Origin of the sequence: Aureispira sp. CCB-E (assembly GCF_031326345.1) — a bacterium.
In the GTDB taxonomy this organism is placed as follows: Bacteria; Bacteroidota; Bacteroidia; order Chitinophagales; family Saprospiraceae; genus Aureispira.
Window position 1 is genome coordinate 3,828,859 of the sequence record NZ_CP133671.1, and the last position, 17,981, is coordinate 3,846,839.

Sequence of the window (17,981 nt, forward strand, 5' to 3'; positions counted from 1 at the left end):
CTGTTAAATTTCTAATTCCATTCGCAATAAGTGGCTAGAGAAATTTTTCCCTAAAGTATCGACTCGCAAGGAGCGAGAAGCGCCACCATCTAGTGCTTCGTAGCAAACAAAGTTGAGTGCTTCCAAAGCATCCCATTCGTAACGCACCACCTTCCCTTTGATAAGGTTACCAAAGTGTGCTTTAACTTTTTCAGCAGTCAGATGCTCTTTTAGCAAGTGATAATGTTCCAAACTATTGGCTAGAACACCAATATTACAAATATCATTTTTATCGCCAGAACGGGCAGCTGCAAGGTCAATTAATTTTATCTTTTTCATGTTAATACAACGTAATTTTAGGAACAACATATTTTCTTGGAATGAGGGTCGGAAACAATCCTAGACGAATGGACGCAGCTTTACCCCAATTCATACTGGCTGCCAAACCTGGAGGACCATTTAGTCCTAAGCAAACAATCGATTGAATCAATAGTTTGCCAACTTTCTTATCTTGATGACGAAACGCAATTCTCACTCCAATTTCATTCATGTTATCAATCGTATCTTTGGGGAGTGTAGGAGCAGCATCTTCGTGAATGCCATTAATACCGAGATAATTGACTCGCAATTCCTCATATTGAAAAGGAAGCGTTGCCCAAGTTTCTTTAACTGCCTGAACAAAGGCTTTGGCTTTATCATAAGCATAAGGGTAAGAAAAATAAAACAACTGTTCTGTAACGTAACCCTCCATTTGACCAATACAAAGTTTTAGCATTTCAGGGCGAGGCTTCCCTTTTGCATTGCTAACCCGAACTTGATTGGACGCAATTTCTTGAACCTGAATTTGACTAAAGTCAACCGTTACATCAGGAGTAATGTAGGCTTGAGGATTGTGGATTTCATAGACCAATTGTTCTCGAATGGTATTCCGAGTTACTTTGCCGCCTTGGTTTTCTAATTTTGTAATTGTTGCACTACCATCGGCTTCAACATGAGCAATTGGATAGCCCAAATGACTAAATTGGTAATCTCTTCCAAGCCATTCGGAATAGGCATTGCCACCAGAAGCTTGCCCACCACATTCTAAAATATGCCCAACCATAATTCCATTGGCAAGTTGATCCAATGTTTTCTGTGTTTTTCCTTCCAAATCCCAGTCAAATTCATATGCTAAAATTCCTAAGGCCAAGCAAGGATCAGCAACTCGTCCAGCTAGAATAATGTCAGCACCTTGTGTTAGGGCATCTTTTATACATTGAGCACCAATATAGACATTGGCATGGGTGGGAGGAAAACTAGAGTCGTGGTAAGAGGTGCCTGTGTCTAAATTGATGAGAGGAAGTTGATCTGCTTTTAGTTGTTCTAGTTTCGTCAACATATCATCGCCATCAATTGCAGCAATTTTAGCGTCTTTTATGCCTTGTTGATGTAAAATTTCTTGTACTTTTTTAGCGGCACTATGAGGATTTAGTCCTCCAGAATCTGTAACTACTTTTATGCCTTTTGCCAGAGTGATGGGGTATAATTTAGCAGCATGAAATTCAACATCTCTAGCATAGCCTAAATTAGGATCTCGGAGTTTATCTTTTTGCAAAATGGATAAGGTCAGCTCTGCCAATGCATCGTGCATCAGATAGTCGGCTGCTTCTTGCATAGCCACTGTAATTGCTCCCATTGGACTATCTCCATAAAAGCCTTGTGTTCCTGCAATCCGAACGATTTTATTGCTCATTTATAGTTGGTTTCTTAATCTAAAAATAGCTTGGTTGCCCAATATCAGAAAGATACAAAAACTATAAGAGTTGAGGAGAATTAAATCAAGGAATTGGAAAAAAATTAATTGTCTTGACAGGTTTTTAGACCATGTACTTTGAATAGGTTTAAATAGGCTTTTGCTTCAAGCCCATTATTGAATGCGTAGTTGCCAAGTGTGAATTCTTTTAATTGTTGTTGTGCAAAGTCAAATAGATTAGAAGGTATTTGTTGGATGGGATTTTTTTCAAAATGCAAGGCTTTTAACTGTCTAAATGTGAGTAGAAAACTGGGAATTTCTCGAATTTCATTTTGTAAACGAAATTGTCGATTGTTGAACCGCAAGTGTTCCAAATATGGCAGATGCTTTAAATTATTAGGGACAACCTCCAACGCATTGTTTTCTAAATACAACTCTTTCAATCGAGGAAAACTTTTAAGTTGCAAACAAACTTGCTCAAAGTCTAGTAATGGATTGGTACGAATGTATAATTTCTCTAAATTTTTTAGGGCAAAAAGTTGTGTAGGTAATTCTTGTAGTTTGTTGTCAAAAAAACGCACTTCTTTTAATTGAGTTAATTGTTCCAAACCGTCAAAATTTTGAACGCAACTCAAATCAATATGCTCTAGTTTATTAATGACAATTGCCAAATTATGCCGAGCAAGTTTAAGTAACTTTGCCCCGTTGTAGTTAGAACTAGAAAAATACAAATCAAAATCTTCATTTGTAAGCAACGTATCTTGCAAAAGCCATTTTTTAATTGCTCGATTGAGATAGGCAGGATTGGCTGACAATAGAGTTAAGCCAAGTTGATAATTTGCGGAATCAGAGCTTTTTAAAAGCTGTAATATTTTCTCTTGTAATTCGATGTTGTATTATTTTTTATAACCGTACACAAACGTTCTTCTGGATGAGTAGTAGCGAATTTCTATCCACTAACTTTTCGGGTTTATACGGATCTTTATTTTATGTTTATACTTTCGTTTTATCACTTAAATTGCTGATTACTTACACAATACTAGCAGTAGTTTTTAATTTTTATTTCCAACGGCAACAAATAATTTTCCTCCTACTTTGCTTTCTTTTACTGGTAAATATTCGTATTCAAAATTGTTCGTTTTCTCTTTGAGCGTTTGCCATATTTTTCTATTCAAATCTGCTCGTGCAATTTTTTCTACAAGCCATGTATTAAAATTTCTTTTTTCTGCAAAAACATCTACGATTACAATTTTTCCATTTTCTTTTAACAGCAGAAGTAACTTATCTAAAACATTATCCCAATCAGGAATTACGGACAGTCCCAAAACACAAATGATTCTATCAAAGGATTGTTCTCTGTTAATCTGTTTCTTTATAAAATCGGGGGTTAGTTCTCTTGCATCTGCTTGAAATAAGGAGATGTTCATCCAATTATTTTTTTCAATCAAACTTTGCCCTTTTCTAAGCATTCCACTCGAAAAATCGGTTCCATAAATTTTTATCTCATTATTGGCCTCTTGAATGTGTTTGAAGTTGGCTCCCGTTCCACAGGCAACATCAAGAAGGGTTTGACCCGATTTCAAGTCTAACAACTCAACAGCCCTCTTTCTACTTTCAAAGTAGAGTTTTTCTAATGACGAGTCGTATATGTTGGAAAAAATGTCATACCATTTCATAATTTGTATTTTTCTCGATTTCAATTAATTCTCCATTCATTTACCCAATAGTTAGCTGCGCTGCTACTACGTGGTCGTTGAAACCACGCAGTAGCAGCGAAGCTAAACTTTATTAGTTTATTGCATGAGTGCTTCGCAGTTGATAATCAGTAAGTTGTGTCTTTGTTGTGTTTTATGTTAAAGTTTTGATTATCAAACTAATATAAATGTGCTTTTTTATCTTTTTGGTAACTAAGCTTGCGATCTCACGAGCGTAGCGAGCTAAAAAAGTAAAAAATCAACGAACTACTATTACCTTTACTAACCGTTTTATATTAATTTTTGAACAGAAGTAATAAATTTATCCAATTAACCTATTCACCAGACCAGTTGGGGAGACGCTTTTCTCGAAATGCACTTATACCTTCTTGAGCATCTTTAGTTTGGATCACTTCCATCAAGCGTTGGTGTAGAAATTGATGCTGTTTTTGAGGTGCTACTTCTTTTAATTCTTGAAGGGCTTTTAATCCAAGGCGAATGGCAGAAGGTGAGTTTTGACAAATTTGAGTCACTAAAGCATCCACACTTTCTTCTAAATCGCCATCTTCAACTAGCATGGTTACCAATCCCGCTTCAAAAGCATATCGTGCAGACCAGCTGCCTCCTGTCATACACCAATCCAAAACCTTTCGCTCGGGCATGATTTTTAATAAACTTGCCATTACTTGAAAGGGCCAAATTCCTCGCTTAACCTCTGATAAAGTAAATGTGCTAGAGGTAGTAGCCACAACGTGCGTACAGCCTGCTAATAACAAGAAGCCGCCTGCATAGACAGGATGACCAACTTTAGCAATACAAGGTTTGTGCAAATTATCAAATAAATCTCCTAAGATAATTTCTTGCCCTGTATCAGGGATAGTGGAGCCAGAATCAACATCTTTGTGCCCCATAAAAGTTTTTAAATCAGCGCCTGCGCAAAAAATATTGCCTTCTGCACCGAGCGTTACGACCCAAATATTGTTATCATGTTGTGCGTATGAAATAGCATAAGCTAACTCTCTTGTAAGGACTTCGTTAAGTGCATTTTTCTGTTTGGGACGATTTAAGGTGATATTCAAGACATGGTTTTGTTCTATTACATTGAGATAGGCAAATGTTTGTTGATGAATACCTTTTGTTTGTGCTTTGGTGTAAATCATAAATGGTGAAGGATGGATGATTATTTGGTGAATACTGTTACAAGATAGTTAAAAAACTAAAAAATTAGTGGACTATTAATAACAATATAGCGTTTGTATTGTTTGAGGTATTAATATTGAATACTTTGTAAACTGCTTTAACACTATTTTGTGTGAAAATAATATTTCATAAATACCCCAATGTGCTGTTCGTTCGTTCCTTTGAGAGTCGGATTTAGTAATTTGGTATGTGTTTTTTGAAAATACTATGCAGTTAATTATTAATTCTAAATATATGCTAATGAATCGATTATTGTTTGGTGCAAGTATCTTAATCGCTATTATAGCCTTGATATCTTGTCAATCTAAAACCAAAGCTGTTCCTACCAAAGTCGAACAAAATGCGACAAGAAGTATGCTGACTGATAGTAGTGGGATTGGAAAAATAGAAAAAACGGAAGAAGAATGGAAAGCTATCTTAACTTCAGAAGAATATCGAATTTTAAGAGAAAAAGGGACAGAACGTGCCTTTTCTGGAAAATATTGGGATCACAAAGAGAAAGGAATGTACCACTGTGCAGCTTGCAACTTGCCTTTATTTGATTCGCATACCAAATTTAAATCAGGAACAGGCTGGCCTAGCTATTATCAACCTGTCGCTAGTGAAAATGTAACAGAATATAGAGACAATAGTTATGGAATGGTTCGGACAGAGGTTACCTGTGGTCGTTGTGATGGTCATTTAGGGCATGTCTTTGACGATGGTCCAGATCCAACAGGTTTGCGTTATTGTATTAATTCCGCTGCTCTGAATTTTGAGAAAACAGGAAAGTAGACAACTTTATAAAATCTTTTAATATCTTGTTGAGGCACCTAAAATAGGTAGCCTCTTTTTCGTTTTTTATACCTCGAATTTTTCGTATTTACTATGCAATTTTTATCAAAACTATTTTTACTACTTATGTTATTTCAATTTGTAACCGCTTGCAAAAGCTTGAAAAGAATGCTGCCCGAAGGACCTGCCTTGACATCACAAGAACGCCAAGAAGTTTTAAATCAAGAGGCACATTCGGTCAAGTATCAAGGTGCACCTTTGGTAGGGTTTCCTGTACTGCCAATACAAATTTGGGCAGCAACATATGAGTTGGATTTGATATTAGTTTCGAAGCATCCCGATTGGAATATGCATGAATATGCCAAGTTAGAGACCCCTGATGGGGATTTGTGGATTATGAAAGACGCAGAGGAAGGTTCTTTAGATCAATATATTGTAGCGGATTTGCCGAATATAGAAGCTTGGTTGCCAGAACTTCCTGTTGTGCGTAAGTCTTACCCTGTTAAAGTGAACGATAAGAGTACTGATAAGATGTTGGATTTATCATTTTCTTATGAAAATATAAAAGGAGAACAAGTAGAAGCTTGGTATCAAGGCAAACGACCTCAAACAGAATTGAAAAAGAAAAATGGCTCTACGATGGGGCATTCTAGAAATCAATTATTGGTTGCATTGCATTTGCCATATCGAGATTTTGGCAAAAAAGCGGGGATATCGTACAATGGTCAACCCTACAAAATGGATAAATTGCTAGGATTGGTTCCTTTTCAAATGGCATTGACACAAACACAAGGAGGGGCGAGTTCTGGTGCTTTTGAAATGCGAGTGGAGGGAGAAGGGAGGTTGACGACAGTGCACCCTTCTACGGGCAAACCTGTTTTGCAATATTGGTCGATCCAAAAGGCAGCCAATAAAACAGTTGTCAAACAACAAAATGAATTCCGTTCATTGGTCTATGAATTTGAGGGCACAGAAACATTGGAGCTTAAATCTGCTTATGTGCAACAATGGAACAAAGAAAAAGCGGGAGCAACCATTACTTTTTCGCCTGCATTACCTGACCTGAGAAGACCCTTTGAAGGGGCTTACACCTCAAACTTTGTACTAGATATTGCGGGGCAAAATAACAATGCTACAGGAAGTGTTACGGTTCGTTGGAAAAATGGCAAGGCAGAATTAGAAGTGAATCCAACCCAACCTTGGTGGGTGATCGACCGCCCAATGTTGACCACGATTGGTTATGAAGAAGGAAAAGCTTTGATAGATATTAAAATGTTGCCAGATCCTACAAAGTAATTCAAATAAAAATTTAGATTATTGTTTCATCAATAAGCAGATATAATCATCTAACAACTCAGGACTTTCTACCGTTACATTCATCAATTGATAGTTGCCGTTGCCTTGCAGTGTATTCCAACGCCATTCAACTTGGCTAGTTGTTTGGTGCAGACCGTTGTCGTACCACCAAGCGGTATAAAGTATATCTTCTCCTTTTTTTAATTGGGCGGCTAGTACCGTTTTGTTTTTTATTGTTCTTAGTTGTTCTTTACTAAAACTATAGCCACTGCCTTTCCAACAGATATTGGGAGCATGGTCGGCACGATACGGAGCGCAAGAGGGTTTGATATAGATTAGTGCTACTTCGTTCCTTAGTTGTACCACACCATCTTTTGCAATACGTTTTTCAAAGCCTTTGAGTTGAATAGGAATTGTTGCTTTAGGAGGTGTTTTATCTTTTGTAAGTGCTTGATAACTGCCCAAGGTTAATAAAACAAGAGCAGTAGTTGATACCAAGAGGACTGATTTTACTGGAAGTTGCTTAGGACTTTGGATGATATAATTTTTTCCAAAATAGCAAATGCTAAAACGAATCAACCAAAAAGAAGGAAGGATGACATAAGCCAGCCAGCTAATCAAACCAATACCTTCGTGTAGGATGGTGTCAGGCATTGCTTGAAATAGGATAATGGTAATAATTCGAATAAGGTTAGCAAACAAAATTAGAAGTGTTCCTACACTCAAGAGCATTATTACAAAGGGTTTGGATAAGATGACTTGGTATTTTTTTTCAAAATGGGCAATGAATACTAAAAAGACTAGATAGCTGTAACTGACCATTTTTAGTCCCATACAGGCTTCGTCTACAGAAAATTCTGCCCCATTTAAAACAATGATATTGCCTTGACAAGTTAAATTGGGTTGTACGAATTGCAGTAACCCACTCGCTATCCTAGACAATTCTAACCGAATAGGAAAACTAAAAACACCAAACAAAAAAATGGTTAAAGGAGATAAAATGAATATCCAATAAATAGATAGGGCATTCAATTTGCCATATTGCCACTCAATTATAAATAGGACAAAAAACAAAGCAGCACTCAGGTATAAAATATTAATTCCTAAAATTAAATGCCCCATTCCACACAAAATACTAGCCCACGCATAGCGAGTACTAGCCACTTCTTTTTGTTGAACATAAAGGATATAAGGACCCAATAAAAGCGTAAAATAAAAAAGGAAGTTTCCATGCAGGTAATCTTGCCAGACAGGAATACCAATAAGCAAGGTCAGTACTAGGAAACTTCCAATTAATTTGTTTTTAGAGTTTAGCATTACAAAAGATATAAAAAGTAGGTTTAAGGGCGAATTCTTTTGACTTGAACGAATAGAATACCAAGCGTAATCAAGATGATAAAGCACCATTCATGTGGTTCAGGAACCGCACCAGAACTGTTGTTAGAAGCATTTTTAAGCCCATTTTTGTTAGAGGCGTTGCCCAATCCTTCTTCGTTTGCTTCAATATCAAATCGCTCATAGTCTTCTTGAGTTTCTAAAACAATCATACTTGAAATAGGCGAAACAATATGTGCCGTACTAGCAATATTGACCAAATCTTGGTTTTCGTAGCCACTCAAAAAATAACCTTTGCCAATTTTTTTGAGAATTTGGTGGTAAGAAAATAAACGCATTAAATGATCTGGTGCTTTAGAAATAGTTGGATTGTCAGTGCTTTTTTGTTGTATCAGCATATTGGCTTGATGTAGAACAACTTGATTTGAATTGGTAATTTGCAGAGGAAATTGATGTCGTTTTGCCAATTGTCTCAGTTCTTGAATCGAACCTTGCGCATAGTCAAATACATAAAACTCTTTTAGACTTTGCAAATAGGGAGATAAGGTAGAAGAGAGATTGTAAAAGGCAATAGGAGCTTCTTTTTGTTCTAAATAAGTCATCGTTGTATGCCCCAAATGGGTCTCTTTTAAATCGCTTAAATTGGGCGACTTTGAAGTAGATTTGCTCACCAATAGCGCTGTTTCAGGATGCTCAATCAATTCGATAGGAAACAAACTAAAATTGTTGTTTTGAGCATTTTTAAAAGCATCCAAACTATAGGCATCAACTTGTATTAACACACCATTATCAAACATAAAAATAGGCTTGCCGATAAAACTATTGCACACTTGTGTGAATTCTGATTCCGACCAACTTTTGTTGACATCTAAGTAGATGTGCTGAGGCTCAAAATGTCGTTGTTGGGTTTGATATTCCCGTACGTTAAAGTTTTGGTGATTGAAATAAAAAGGTTCTTTACTGAGTGGCATTTTATCGCAAGTGATAGAACCATTGAAGTGGGTTTGGTACGTTTTATTTCTTTGTATCGGAAAGTCCACTTGTTGCTCTTCTTCGGCAAATACGGCAGTAGGTCCCTCAAAAGTGATGGGAGCCAATACCAATTCAGAATCGTCTACTACTAAAGGGCTAGTAATACCAATCTTAAAAATCCGATCTTCTTTGGAGGTACAAGGAAAAACAGTCACCGTCAACTGGTTGCCTTCTTGCCAATGCAACAGCGCAGGATCTCTTCTTTCAACACCAACAATATTGACATAAGCACTATCCGCTTTGCCTCTAGTGGTTAGCCGAGAGGGTTGTTCTATGCCATTGACCCATAACGAAAGAGAAGAGGCAACAGAGCCTTCGGGCAAAGTAAATGTATACAAGGCTTCTTCTTGACGCCAAGAACTGGAACTATTATTTTTGATGGTAAATGTTTGCTCTATGTAAGCTAAACGATAGGCTGGATAGAGCGAAATTTTTTTCTTTATTTGAGTAGTCGAAAGATGTTTTCCTGACCAGAGCTTGCGTTGCGTATCGTGTCTGTTTTTGCTATAAAATTTTAAAATTTGAATGCGATCGTTTCTAGAAAGATTAATTCTACCACTAAAATAACTGGCAATGGCAATTAGAGGATCATGCTCTTTGCGATCTTGAAACGAAGTGCCTGTATTTCGCCCGAAACTCCAACTGTCGCCATATAATGTGGTATATAGAATTTCTCCTTTAAGAATGCGTTGTGTAAAGAAACCATCTGATAGCTTTTGGCTGAGTGTCACCCAAGCAGGCAAGCCATAGGCGTTGGAATGTTCTTGTTTGGTATAAGTTGTCTCAATCAACTGATTGGTTTGGTGCCATTGCATGGTGAAAAGTACGGAAATTAAGATTGGCGCACCTAAGCCCAATGCATAAGCTGTTTTGTCAGCCTGATTTTTTTCTGTTCTTATAAATAATATGATGCTGTTGATGAGTACCAATAGAGGAACGACTAAGTGTAGCGTTACTCCAAAGAAAAAACAAAGTAGAATACCAAAAGGCATTAGAGGAAGCAAGTATAATGTAAAATAAGTAGCTAAAGCCGTTCCCATTCCTAAGGTGAAAAAGATAACTGTTCGTACTTGGCGGGGCATTTGGTCTCTGAAACAAAAGGCAAGCAGTCCGCCATACATTGCAATCATATAAAGATCGACCCAAAATGAAAATTTATCAAAAACATTAATTCCCAAATTTAAAGTCAGGCAGCTAATCGTCGCTAGCGTTAAGAAACAGATGTATTGATAACGGTTGGTGTGTTGGAAGAATTTTCGATTTTGAACATAGTTTGAGCTGGTCATGAAGGCGAAGTACAATAGAACACAGCTATAATTGAGAATAATGATGAAATTCACATGATAAGTATTATAGGGGCTTGCACTTACAAAAAGATAACTACTCAGACACAAGGCAATTAAGCCTAGTCCTAGAAAAAAGTGGGTATCTCTTTTTTCATAATAATGCTTGGTTGATTCGATGGTTGTTTCCATTGTTGTAGGGCTAAATGATGAATAAAAATGGTAAGCGTTTTCGTAATTAGAATTTGTTTAGAACACTGTTTATATAAGGGCAGGAATGGCCAAGCGTTTTGTCCACTGATAAGCCAATGTTAAAGGAATTAACTTGATGGACTGAAAGCTGGCATTCAATAAAACGGCACTAGAGTTGCTAGGTTCTATGAGTTGATAATTCGTAATAAAAATAACAAAAAAAGAGCTGGCAAGCGTGAATTTTAATGCCCATATATTTCTGAATGGGGCTTGGATAACCCCAAATAAAAGCACAATAAGCATCAAATGCAATGTGACCAAATGAAAGGCAAAGCTATCAATAAAACCAATGCCAATGATTAGGGAACTCAACCAAGTACTTAGATTGCTTGACGTAGTGAAGGTTTCGGAGATAGGAATGTCAAATAGGGTGGAATTGTCTAAGATGGTTAGCAAAATAAAAATTAAAAGAGCGCCTCTGATTTTAGCTGAAAGCTGGTTGTGCCATTTGATAATACTCATGGTTTGTTGTTTTTAAAAGTACTTTGAATTTCAAAGTTGTTGAGCAAAAAAATTATTTTTCTTTATTGATTAAAACTTCAAGAGCAGCCAAGTGTTTGTTAAATAGGGTTTTACCTTCTTTGGTGGCATTGTAAGTAGTTCGTGGTTTTTTACCAACAAATTCTTTATTCACTACTAATAATTCTTTTTTTTCCAATGCAGAGAGGTGAGAAGCCAAATTTCCATCCGTTACTTTGAGTAAATCCTTCAAAGCTTTGAATTCTACCCACTCGTTGACCATTAGAATAGACATAATGCCTAATCTTACACGACTTTCAAATACTTTATTTAGATTTTCTATCATTGGATGCTTTTTGTGTTCAAGGTAGATCTATATTTATTAGAACATAAATATAGATCTACGTTTAAGTCTCAAAGGTAGTAAAGTTCTATTAAATTTTGAAAAGCTATCTATTTTGACAAGGCTAATTTTAGTCCTAAAGCAATAGGAAGTACAAGTGATATCTTTTATCGATACTTGTAGTGCATATAAATTCCATATATAATGTGCAGTACACCAAAGCCAATTGTCCAAAATAAAATACCATTGCCAATAGCCATAAATTTAGCGTTTAGTAAGCCCAAGATGATTTGGCAAAATCCTAGATGCCGAATATCATTCAATGTATACTTACTGGCACTAACCAAAGCCAAGCCATAAAAAATCAGTGTTGCCGGGGCAACCATTCCCAACATACCGTGTTCCAATAACAATAAACAAAACAAACCTCCAGTTACCAATGGAATTAGCAAGTTAATGATGAGCTGTTGGCTACTTTTGTCCCAAATACTTTGTCCTTGTTCTTTGGCTTTTCTCAAAGTGAAAAAAGCACCAACGCTAAGAGCAACTATTAAAATTCCAGTAGCAATAAAAATTAGCTCCCAGAGCAATGCATTAGAATATTGATCATAACGAACATGGTTTATAAGAGAATTGGTGTGTTCTTCAATACGCCAATAAGCTATGGCACTCCCAATTAATGCTGTTACACCAGCTCCAACTCCTGATAATCCACTTAGTGAAATAAATCGACTTGAGCGTTCCATTAGGGAACGAATTTCTGATAATTGCTGAAGTTGTTCTTCTTTGCTAAAGTTATCCATGGTTGATAGATTGGTTGTTGGATTATATCTTGCAATAGTTCGTTGAAACCACGCAATAGCAACGCAGCTAACTAAGCTTGCGACCTCATGAGCGTAGCGAACTAACTAAAAGCAAAGCGCTCACGAAGTAATCAACGAACTACTAATCTTATGTATGTAAATTTTAACGGATTACCAATGCTCTAATGAGTCAAGTTTTAATGACTTTAAAAGTGCTTTGAAATTCAAAGTAAGTCTATTTTTTTTACAATTGCAATCTTTTAACAATTTTTTAGATAAAATGGAGACTATTTTTGGGATAATACTTGGGCAATATTGGGAGAAATGCTGTGTGTACTTTTGCCTTTTTTATAAAAAAGCAATTATTAAGTAGGAAGTTTGAATTAGTTTGAGTTATCTTTTGTTCTTAGTTGATGTAGCAATACAGTTAGCAATTGATATGAAAAAAAATCATTAAATAAATTAGAGGGAAAGGTAGTTTTAAACAACTTCTAAGAAACCTATTTTTACCCTCTTACCAAAAATAGAATTATGAAAGATTTTAGAAAAAATTTAAAAGATGGTTTAACAAAGACGACCAATTTTGTGAAAAAATCATCAGAAGATGTTGTTGAAAAAATAAAAGAAGGAGTTGAAAAAATTGGTCAGGTAGGTCCTGCGGCTAAGGAAAAAATTGTAGATGTGGTTAATGATGTGGTTGCGGTACTGCCTTTGTTGGAACAAGCGGGTTATCGTACGAATGAGTTTAAAATAGGAATTGCTCTAGCTCCCGTTATTGAAGTGAGTTTTTCGAAAATGGCAGAAGTTCCAGAAGAGAAGTTGGAAGCTTTGAAGAAAGAATACGAAAACAAAAAAATGTTTAATATGATTTTGAGCATGCTTAATACAGCTAATTCTTTATCTCGAAAATTAGAAGCAGACGATTTTAGTTTTCACGAAACGGTGGTGGAAATTACTGTACCACCTAAAGTCAGCTTGCGTTACATCCATAGAAAGTTAGAGCCAGTACAAATTAATCTGTTGGATGACGAAGTTTAACTTACGGAACAAGATCAGGAAAAAAGGTATTCCTCTTTTTAAGTGTTACTTGATTTAAGTATATGTTTTTCAATGATTATTTAATGAATGAAAATCAAATTACTTTCTTTTTTATAAAAAAGAGCCTATCTTTGAAAGCTTATCAAAAGGTTGTTTGATAATAACTCTAATCGAATAACCTTATTTAAAAAACCAAAACAAATTCATACACAAGATGTTTAAACTCAATCTAATTTTAACCCTATTTTTGGTCGCGATTATTTTTAGTAATTGTACCGAAAAAACAGATGACACGGTAGTCGAAACAACTGTAGAAGAAGACAAAGAAAATATTGAAAACTTGTTTAATGATGTGATTTCAGAGGCACAAGCTTTAAAAGGAGGCTGTGCTGTTCAAGCTTTTGATAACTTCTTAAATATAGACCAAGGAAGCACCTTGAATTCAAACTGGGCGGAGTTGTTGTACAATACTTTAAAGACGCACTTAAATATTACTGCTTACCAAACCGATCGATTTAATTTTAACAATCATGTTGGGACGCATACTTGGAATATTGGCAATCAATCGTGGTCTAGAACTGCCACTCCAACGGATAAGATTGTTATAGAGTTTCCAGAACAAATGAACTCAACCAATAATACAGTAGTTGCTACAGCCGATTATTACAACGACCAAATGGTGACGTTTGATAGTTATCAATATTGGTTGCCAACGTCTTTTGCTGCCTCTGCAACTGTTGCTAATGAAGAATGTTATGCCGCTAAGTTGATTTCTGCGTCTTATGATAATACTTCTTTTCAAATTCCTGTAAGTTTTGAAATGGAGCTTAAATTGTCTCCTTATGTCTTCGAAATTAGTGCAACAAGAACAGCACCTGCTGAATTGAATGTTGTTTTAAAAGCAAAAAATAATGGCGTAGAAAAGTTCTCACTAGTAACCGATTTAGTGTTTAAAAATGCAGATTATAGAACCCTAAACTATATTGAGGACTGTGAAAGTGCTTCTGGTGAGTTTGTTTATGGTGACTTTAAATTGCCTTTTACGGCAGATTTTGAGACTACACGCTCTTTATTTAATCCTACCAATACACAAATCAATGCTTTGTTTGATGCAGATGTTTTCTACAAAGGCACTAAGATTGCGAATTTAGATTATGCTAAAGATCCTCAAGGATACGCAGACATTATTATCGAATACAAAGACGAAACAAGAGAAGATTTGGAAACCTACTATGATGACTTTGTAGATCGTTTAGAATTAGTACTCGTAGAATTTACAGGTCCTTGGCCTAGATAGGCAAGTATCAATCAAAGACCACGATATACGCTAACACATTGTAGCGGAATATATTCAAAAGCATTAATGCCTTGTATCAGTTTGAGGGTATTAGTGCTTTTGATTTAATATTAATACTCTTTTGCTATTACTCCGCTAAAAACATATAGTAGCACACAGAAACAGGGACTAAACAGTCTATTAAATTTATTCTTTAAAACCCAAAACAATTAAGCAATTGTGAAATTTATCCCTATAGTATTTTCTTTCTTTTTGATATTAATTGCGAATGCAGCATTAGGGCAAGCAAAAAACTATACGATTAGTGGTGTGGTTACCTCTTCTGAAAGTGGTGAAGTATTAATTGGTGCGAATATTTATGTAGTTAGTAAGACTTGGGGGACTATTACAAATGAGTATGGCTTTTATTCTTTGACCATTCCAAAACAACGAGATACCTTTTTTTTGGTCGTTTCTTATATTGGTTACCAAACCATAAAGGAGCCTATCTTTTTGAATGATAATACTACAAAAAATATAGAACTAACGGAGGCAGTCGCTCTAGGTGAAGTCGTAGTGGCAGAAGGATCTAATGTAGAGCGATTAAATGCTACGCAAATGGGCAAGGAGGAGATAAATGTGAAAGAGGGAAAAAAAATCACTGCCTTGTTTGGAGAAGTTGATGTTATTAAATTGTTGCAACTAAAACCTGGTGTACAATCAGGAGTTGAAGGCGCAGCTGGAATATATGTTAGAGGAGGAGGGGCAGATCAAAATCATTTTTTATTAGATGAGGCTTCGATTTATAACCCAAGCCATTTGCTAGGTTTGTTTAGTACATTTAATGCTGACATTACTAAGAATTTGACCTTATACAAAGCAGGATTCCCTGCACAATTTGGAGGAAAACTATCCTCAGTTATAAATGTAAAAACTAGAGAAGGCAATCGCAAGAAATGGCAAATTTCAGGAGGGTTAGGTGTAACATCGGCTCGATTGGCAGTAGAAGGTCCTTTAAAGAAAAATAAGGGGGCTTTTGTTGTGGCTGGACGGAGTTCTTATGTAAGCTTACTGACTTCTGCTTTAAACGAAGCAAATAGAGAAAATCCCGATTGGTTTGATATTCCTAATTATTCCTTTTACGATGTCAATGCAAAATGGAACTATGATATCACGACTCAAGATCGCATTTTCTTTAGCGCTTATATGGGGCGAGACGCTTTTTCTTTCAAAAGAGATCAAATTGATTTTAACTTAGGATGGGGAAATATTGCTAGTACACTGCGTTGGAATAGAATTGTTTCTTCCAAACTATTTGTAAACACCTCTTTCACTTTTTCAGATTATGTTTATGCTATAAATAGTAGGTTGGCAGAGGTTAATGTACGAATAGGTTCGGGAATTCGAGATTTTAATCTTAAAACGGATATGACATGGCTGCCGAGCAACCAACACGAAGTTCGATTAGGAGCCAATGCGATTTATCATAGATTTTCAGTAGGTCAATTTGATGCTAAAAATCAAGCGGGGTTAAATTTAAGAGCAGGGGCACTATTTCATGCAGGGGAATTTGCAGTATATGGGTCTGATGATTGGAAGATTAACAATCGTATAAGTGCCTTAATTGGTTTGCGTGTAAGTGGTTTTTATAATAACAAGGCATTCTACCCAAACATAGAACCTCGACTCGCTATTAACTATAAAATTCACCAACGAGTTGCCTTAAAAGCATCGTATGCTCGAATGAGCCAGTACTTGCATTTAGTATCTACTTCAGGAGCGACATTACCTACAAGCACTTGGTATCCTTCTAGTGCAAAGGTGAAACCACAGATTTCAGATTTGGTAGCAGCTAGTGTTTCAGTCGCATTGGGAAAGGATTTCTTTATTAACATAGAAGGGTATTACAAGTGGTTACATCATCAAATTGATTTTAGAGATGGGGCAAAGTTGTTTGTGAATAATAATTTAGAAAATGAGTTTTTATTTGGAAGGGGATATAGCTATGGTGGAGAAATTTATTTGGAGAAGAAAAATGGAAACTTAAGAGGTTGGATTGGGTATACATTGTCTTGGACTTGGAGGGTGTTTGATCAAATTAATGGGGGGCAGCCTTACCATCCTCAACAAGATCGGAGACACGATTTGTCAGCTGTAATAACTTGGGATATTCCATGGACAAAACCTAAATTTCCATTAACATTAAGTGCATCTTGGGTTTATGGTACAGGTACTCCTGTTTCACTTCCTACCAAACGTTATATTCAAATGGATATAACGGCGACCAATTTATTCCAATTTATACCGATTTATGAAAAACGAGGTGGGTTCCAAATGCCAGCATATCACCGCTTGGATTTGGGGTTGGTATTAGAACTATTTCCCTTAAAAAGAAAGCGTTTTCAAAGTGATTTGACTTTGAGTATTTACAATGCATACGATCGAAGAAATGCTTTTTTTATGTATATAGATGCTGTTTATGAGGACGGTGGTTCAGGGGCAAACAATACACAGATTCCAGAAAAGTTTCAAGCTAAAATGGTTTCGTTATTTCCAATTATTCCAAGCATTACTTGGAATTTTAAATGGTAATTTAAGATGAAAAGAATAAGTTATATCTGTTGGGTGTTAATCGTTTTCTCCGCTTGTCAAAAATTGGAGAATACCATTGATATAGAGTTGGAGACATCTGATAACAGTCTAGTTGTGGAATGTTATTTAGAAGCTGGAAAACCTTATCAACTGATGTTAACAGAGACAAAAAGCTATTTTGATATTACCAATATTTGCCCTTTTGTACGACATGCACTAGTTGTTATTACGCAAAATGGGATTAAAGATACGTTGGTAGAGGCACCTTATAGTGGCAGTGGATGTAGCAGTATCATGCCCTATTGGAATACTGATTCTACTCGGTTTTTTAACTATGGTTCCAACACACGGTGTCCCTCTAGTGCTAATACAGAGTTTGTCCTAGAAGTTTGGGATACTTTGAATGATCGGTATGTTAAAGCCTCTGCAACAGCCTTACCTGCTGTGCCAATCAAAACTTTTAAAGCAGAGTTCAATAAAGATTCAGTTGCTTATTGTCTTTTGACTTGTGAGGACGATTTAAATACCTTCAATTATTATAGAATGACTTTACACAAGTTTTCTTTATCCAAAAAAGATCCCAATGCGTTGTTTAATCATGTTGCAACCAATCCCTATTTTGATCAAGTTTTGTATGATCAGGCGTTATTTGCTAATGGAGAGATTGGTCATGCTAGTAATTATGATTTTTATAGAACAGATACAGCTATAGGAACTATATACCACATATCTAAAGCTTATTATGATTATTTAGAAACAACAAGAGCAGCACAATCTGCAAACTTAAATCCTTTTGTAGAGCCATCTAAAATTGCTACTAATATACAGAATGGCTATGGAATTTTTACGTACTTGGCATATGATAGAGATACACTTTACATACCTTGGTAATG

Annotated in this window: 16 protein-coding genes; 6 read left to right on the top strand and 10 right to left on the bottom strand. The window is 35.9% G+C overall.

What is annotated here, in order from left to right:
- Positions 1-3 precede the first annotated feature (3 nt).
- From QP953_RS14880 to QP953_RS14900, 5 genes are all read right to left on the bottom strand, one after another.
- Complete coding sequence (locus tag QP953_RS14880; RefSeq protein ID WP_197043901.1) at positions 4-318, bottom strand: hypothetical protein; 315 nt, start codon at positions 316-318, stop codon at positions 4-6.
- 1 nt (position 319) lies between these two features.
- Positions 320-1,711, bottom strand: a complete 1,392-nt coding sequence (locus tag QP953_RS14885) for an acyclic terpene utilization AtuA family protein (protein WP_309551571.1) — start codon at positions 1,709-1,711, stop codon at positions 320-322.
- Between the two features lie 104 nt (positions 1,712-1,815).
- Positions 1,816-2,478 (bottom strand): hypothetical protein, encoded by a 663-nt coding sequence (locus QP953_RS14890; protein WP_309551573.1) that lies wholly within the window; start codon positions 2,476-2,478, stop codon positions 1,816-1,818.
- A gap of 285 nt (positions 2,479-2,763) precedes the next feature.
- Positions 2,764-3,387, bottom strand: a complete 624-nt coding sequence (locus QP953_RS14895) for a class I SAM-dependent methyltransferase (protein ID WP_052598816.1) — start codon at positions 3,385-3,387, stop codon at positions 2,764-2,766.
- 353 nt (positions 3,388-3,740) lie between these two features.
- The gene (locus QP953_RS14900) at positions 3,741-4,565 is read right to left on the bottom strand and encodes an enoyl-CoA hydratase-related protein (RefSeq protein WP_309551575.1); all 825 of its coding nucleotides are present in this window, start codon (positions 4,563-4,565) and stop codon (positions 3,741-3,743) included.
- A 280-nt stretch (positions 4,566-4,845) separates the two neighbouring features.
- Here QP953_RS14900 and msrB point away from each other — a divergent pair, with 280 nt between their 5' ends.
- A complete protein-coding gene (gene msrB / locus QP953_RS14905) occupies positions 4,846-5,379 on the top strand; it encodes a peptide-methionine (R)-S-oxide reductase MsrB (RefSeq protein ID WP_309551577.1) in 534 nt (177 codons plus the stop codon).
- A gap of 126 nt (positions 5,380-5,505) precedes the next feature.
- Positions 5,506-6,675 (top strand): hypothetical protein, encoded by a 1,170-nt coding sequence (locus QP953_RS14910; protein ID WP_052598814.1) that lies wholly within the window; start codon positions 5,506-5,508, stop codon positions 6,673-6,675.
- An 18-nt stretch (positions 6,676-6,693) separates the two neighbouring features.
- Here the strand turns inward: QP953_RS14910 and xrtN are convergent, their stop codons facing one another.
- From xrtN to QP953_RS14935, 5 genes are all read right to left on the bottom strand, one after another.
- Positions 6,694-7,992 carry an exosortase N gene (xrtN, locus tag QP953_RS14915; RefSeq protein ID WP_408913101.1) on the bottom strand — a complete coding sequence of 433 codons (1,299 nt, stop codon included), beginning with the start codon at positions 7,990-7,992 and terminating at the stop codon, positions 6,694-6,696.
- A gap of 23 nt (positions 7,993-8,015) precedes the next feature.
- The gene (locus QP953_RS14920; RefSeq protein ID WP_309551581.1) at positions 8,016-10,517 is read right to left on the bottom strand and encodes an XrtN system VIT domain-containing protein; all 2,502 of its coding nucleotides are present in this window, start codon (positions 10,515-10,517) and stop codon (positions 8,016-8,018) included.
- Positions 10,518-10,586: 69 nt separating this feature from the next.
- Positions 10,587-11,039, bottom strand: coding sequence for a hypothetical protein (locus tag QP953_RS14925; RefSeq protein WP_052598811.1), 453 nt, complete (start codon positions 11,037-11,039; stop codon positions 10,587-10,589).
- Positions 11,040-11,091: 52 nt separating this feature from the next.
- A complete protein-coding gene (locus tag QP953_RS14930; RefSeq protein ID WP_309551583.1) occupies positions 11,092-11,382 on the bottom strand; it encodes a transcriptional regulator in 291 nt (96 codons plus the stop codon).
- A 164-nt stretch (positions 11,383-11,546) separates the two neighbouring features.
- Positions 11,547-12,182, bottom strand: coding sequence for a hypothetical protein (locus QP953_RS14935; RefSeq protein WP_309551584.1), 636 nt, complete (start codon positions 12,180-12,182; stop codon positions 11,547-11,549).
- A 531-nt stretch (positions 12,183-12,713) separates the two neighbouring features.
- Between QP953_RS14935 and QP953_RS14940 the strand changes: the two genes are divergently transcribed.
- The 4 genes from QP953_RS14940 (at position 12,714) to QP953_RS14955 (ending at position 17,979) form a co-directional block, all read left to right on the top strand.
- A complete protein-coding gene (locus QP953_RS14940; protein ID WP_309551586.1) occupies positions 12,714-13,220 on the top strand; it encodes a hypothetical protein in 507 nt (168 codons plus the stop codon).
- A gap of 214 nt (positions 13,221-13,434) precedes the next feature.
- Entirely contained in the window at positions 13,435-14,517 is a 1,083-nt protein-coding gene (locus QP953_RS14945) for a hypothetical protein (RefSeq protein WP_309551587.1), read from the top strand.
- Between the two features lie 219 nt (positions 14,518-14,736).
- Entirely contained in the window at positions 14,737-17,088 is a 2,352-nt protein-coding gene (locus QP953_RS14950) for a TonB-dependent receptor (RefSeq protein WP_052598806.1), read from the top strand.
- Positions 17,089-17,094: 6 nt separating this feature from the next.
- Entirely contained in the window at positions 17,095-17,979 is an 885-nt protein-coding gene (locus QP953_RS14955) for a DUF4249 domain-containing protein (RefSeq protein WP_309551588.1), read from the top strand.
- The last annotated feature ends 2 nt before the right edge of the window (positions 17,980-17,981 follow it).

Coding starts and splice junctions, on each gene's coding strand:
- QP953_RS14925 (WP_052598811.1), bottom strand. CDS start 11,039: ATGAGTATTATCAAATGGCACAACCAGCTTTCAGCTAAAATCAGAGGC.
- msrB (WP_309551577.1), top strand. CDS start 4,846: ATGAATCGATTATTGTTTGGTGCAAGTATCTTAATCGCTATTATAGCC.
- QP953_RS14930 (WP_309551583.1), bottom strand. CDS start 11,382: ATGATAGAAAATCTAAATAAAGTATTTGAAAGTCGTGTAAGATTAGGC.
- QP953_RS14955 (WP_309551588.1), top strand. CDS start 17,095: ATGAAAAGAATAAGTTATATCTGTTGGGTGTTAATCGTTTTCTCCGCT.
- xrtN (WP_408913101.1), bottom strand. CDS start 7,992: ATGCTAAACTCTAAAAACAAATTAATTGGAAGTTTCCTAGTACTGACC.
- QP953_RS14885 (WP_309551571.1), bottom strand. CDS start 1,711: ATGAGCAATAAAATCGTTCGGATTGCAGGAACACAAGGCTTTTATGGA.
- QP953_RS14945 (WP_309551587.1), top strand. CDS start 13,435: ATGTTTAAACTCAATCTAATTTTAACCCTATTTTTGGTCGCGATTATT.
- QP953_RS14895 (WP_052598816.1), bottom strand. CDS start 3,387: ATGAAATGGTATGACATTTTTTCCAACATATACGACTCGTCATTAGAA.
- QP953_RS14940 (WP_309551586.1), top strand. CDS start 12,714: ATGAAAGATTTTAGAAAAAATTTAAAAGATGGTTTAACAAAGACGACC.
- QP953_RS14910 (WP_052598814.1), top strand. CDS start 5,506: ATGTTATTTCAATTTGTAACCGCTTGCAAAAGCTTGAAAAGAATGCTG.
- QP953_RS14935 (WP_309551584.1), bottom strand. CDS start 12,182: ATGGATAACTTTAGCAAAGAAGAACAACTTCAGCAATTATCAGAAATT.
- QP953_RS14900 (WP_309551575.1), bottom strand. CDS start 4,565: ATGATTTACACCAAAGCACAAACAAAAGGTATTCATCAACAAACATTT.
- QP953_RS14920 (WP_309551581.1), bottom strand. CDS start 10,517: ATGGAAACAACCATCGAATCAACCAAGCATTATTATGAAAAAAGAGAT.
- QP953_RS14880 (WP_197043901.1), bottom strand. CDS start 318: ATGAAAAAGATAAAATTAATTGACCTTGCAGCTGCCCGTTCTGGCGAT.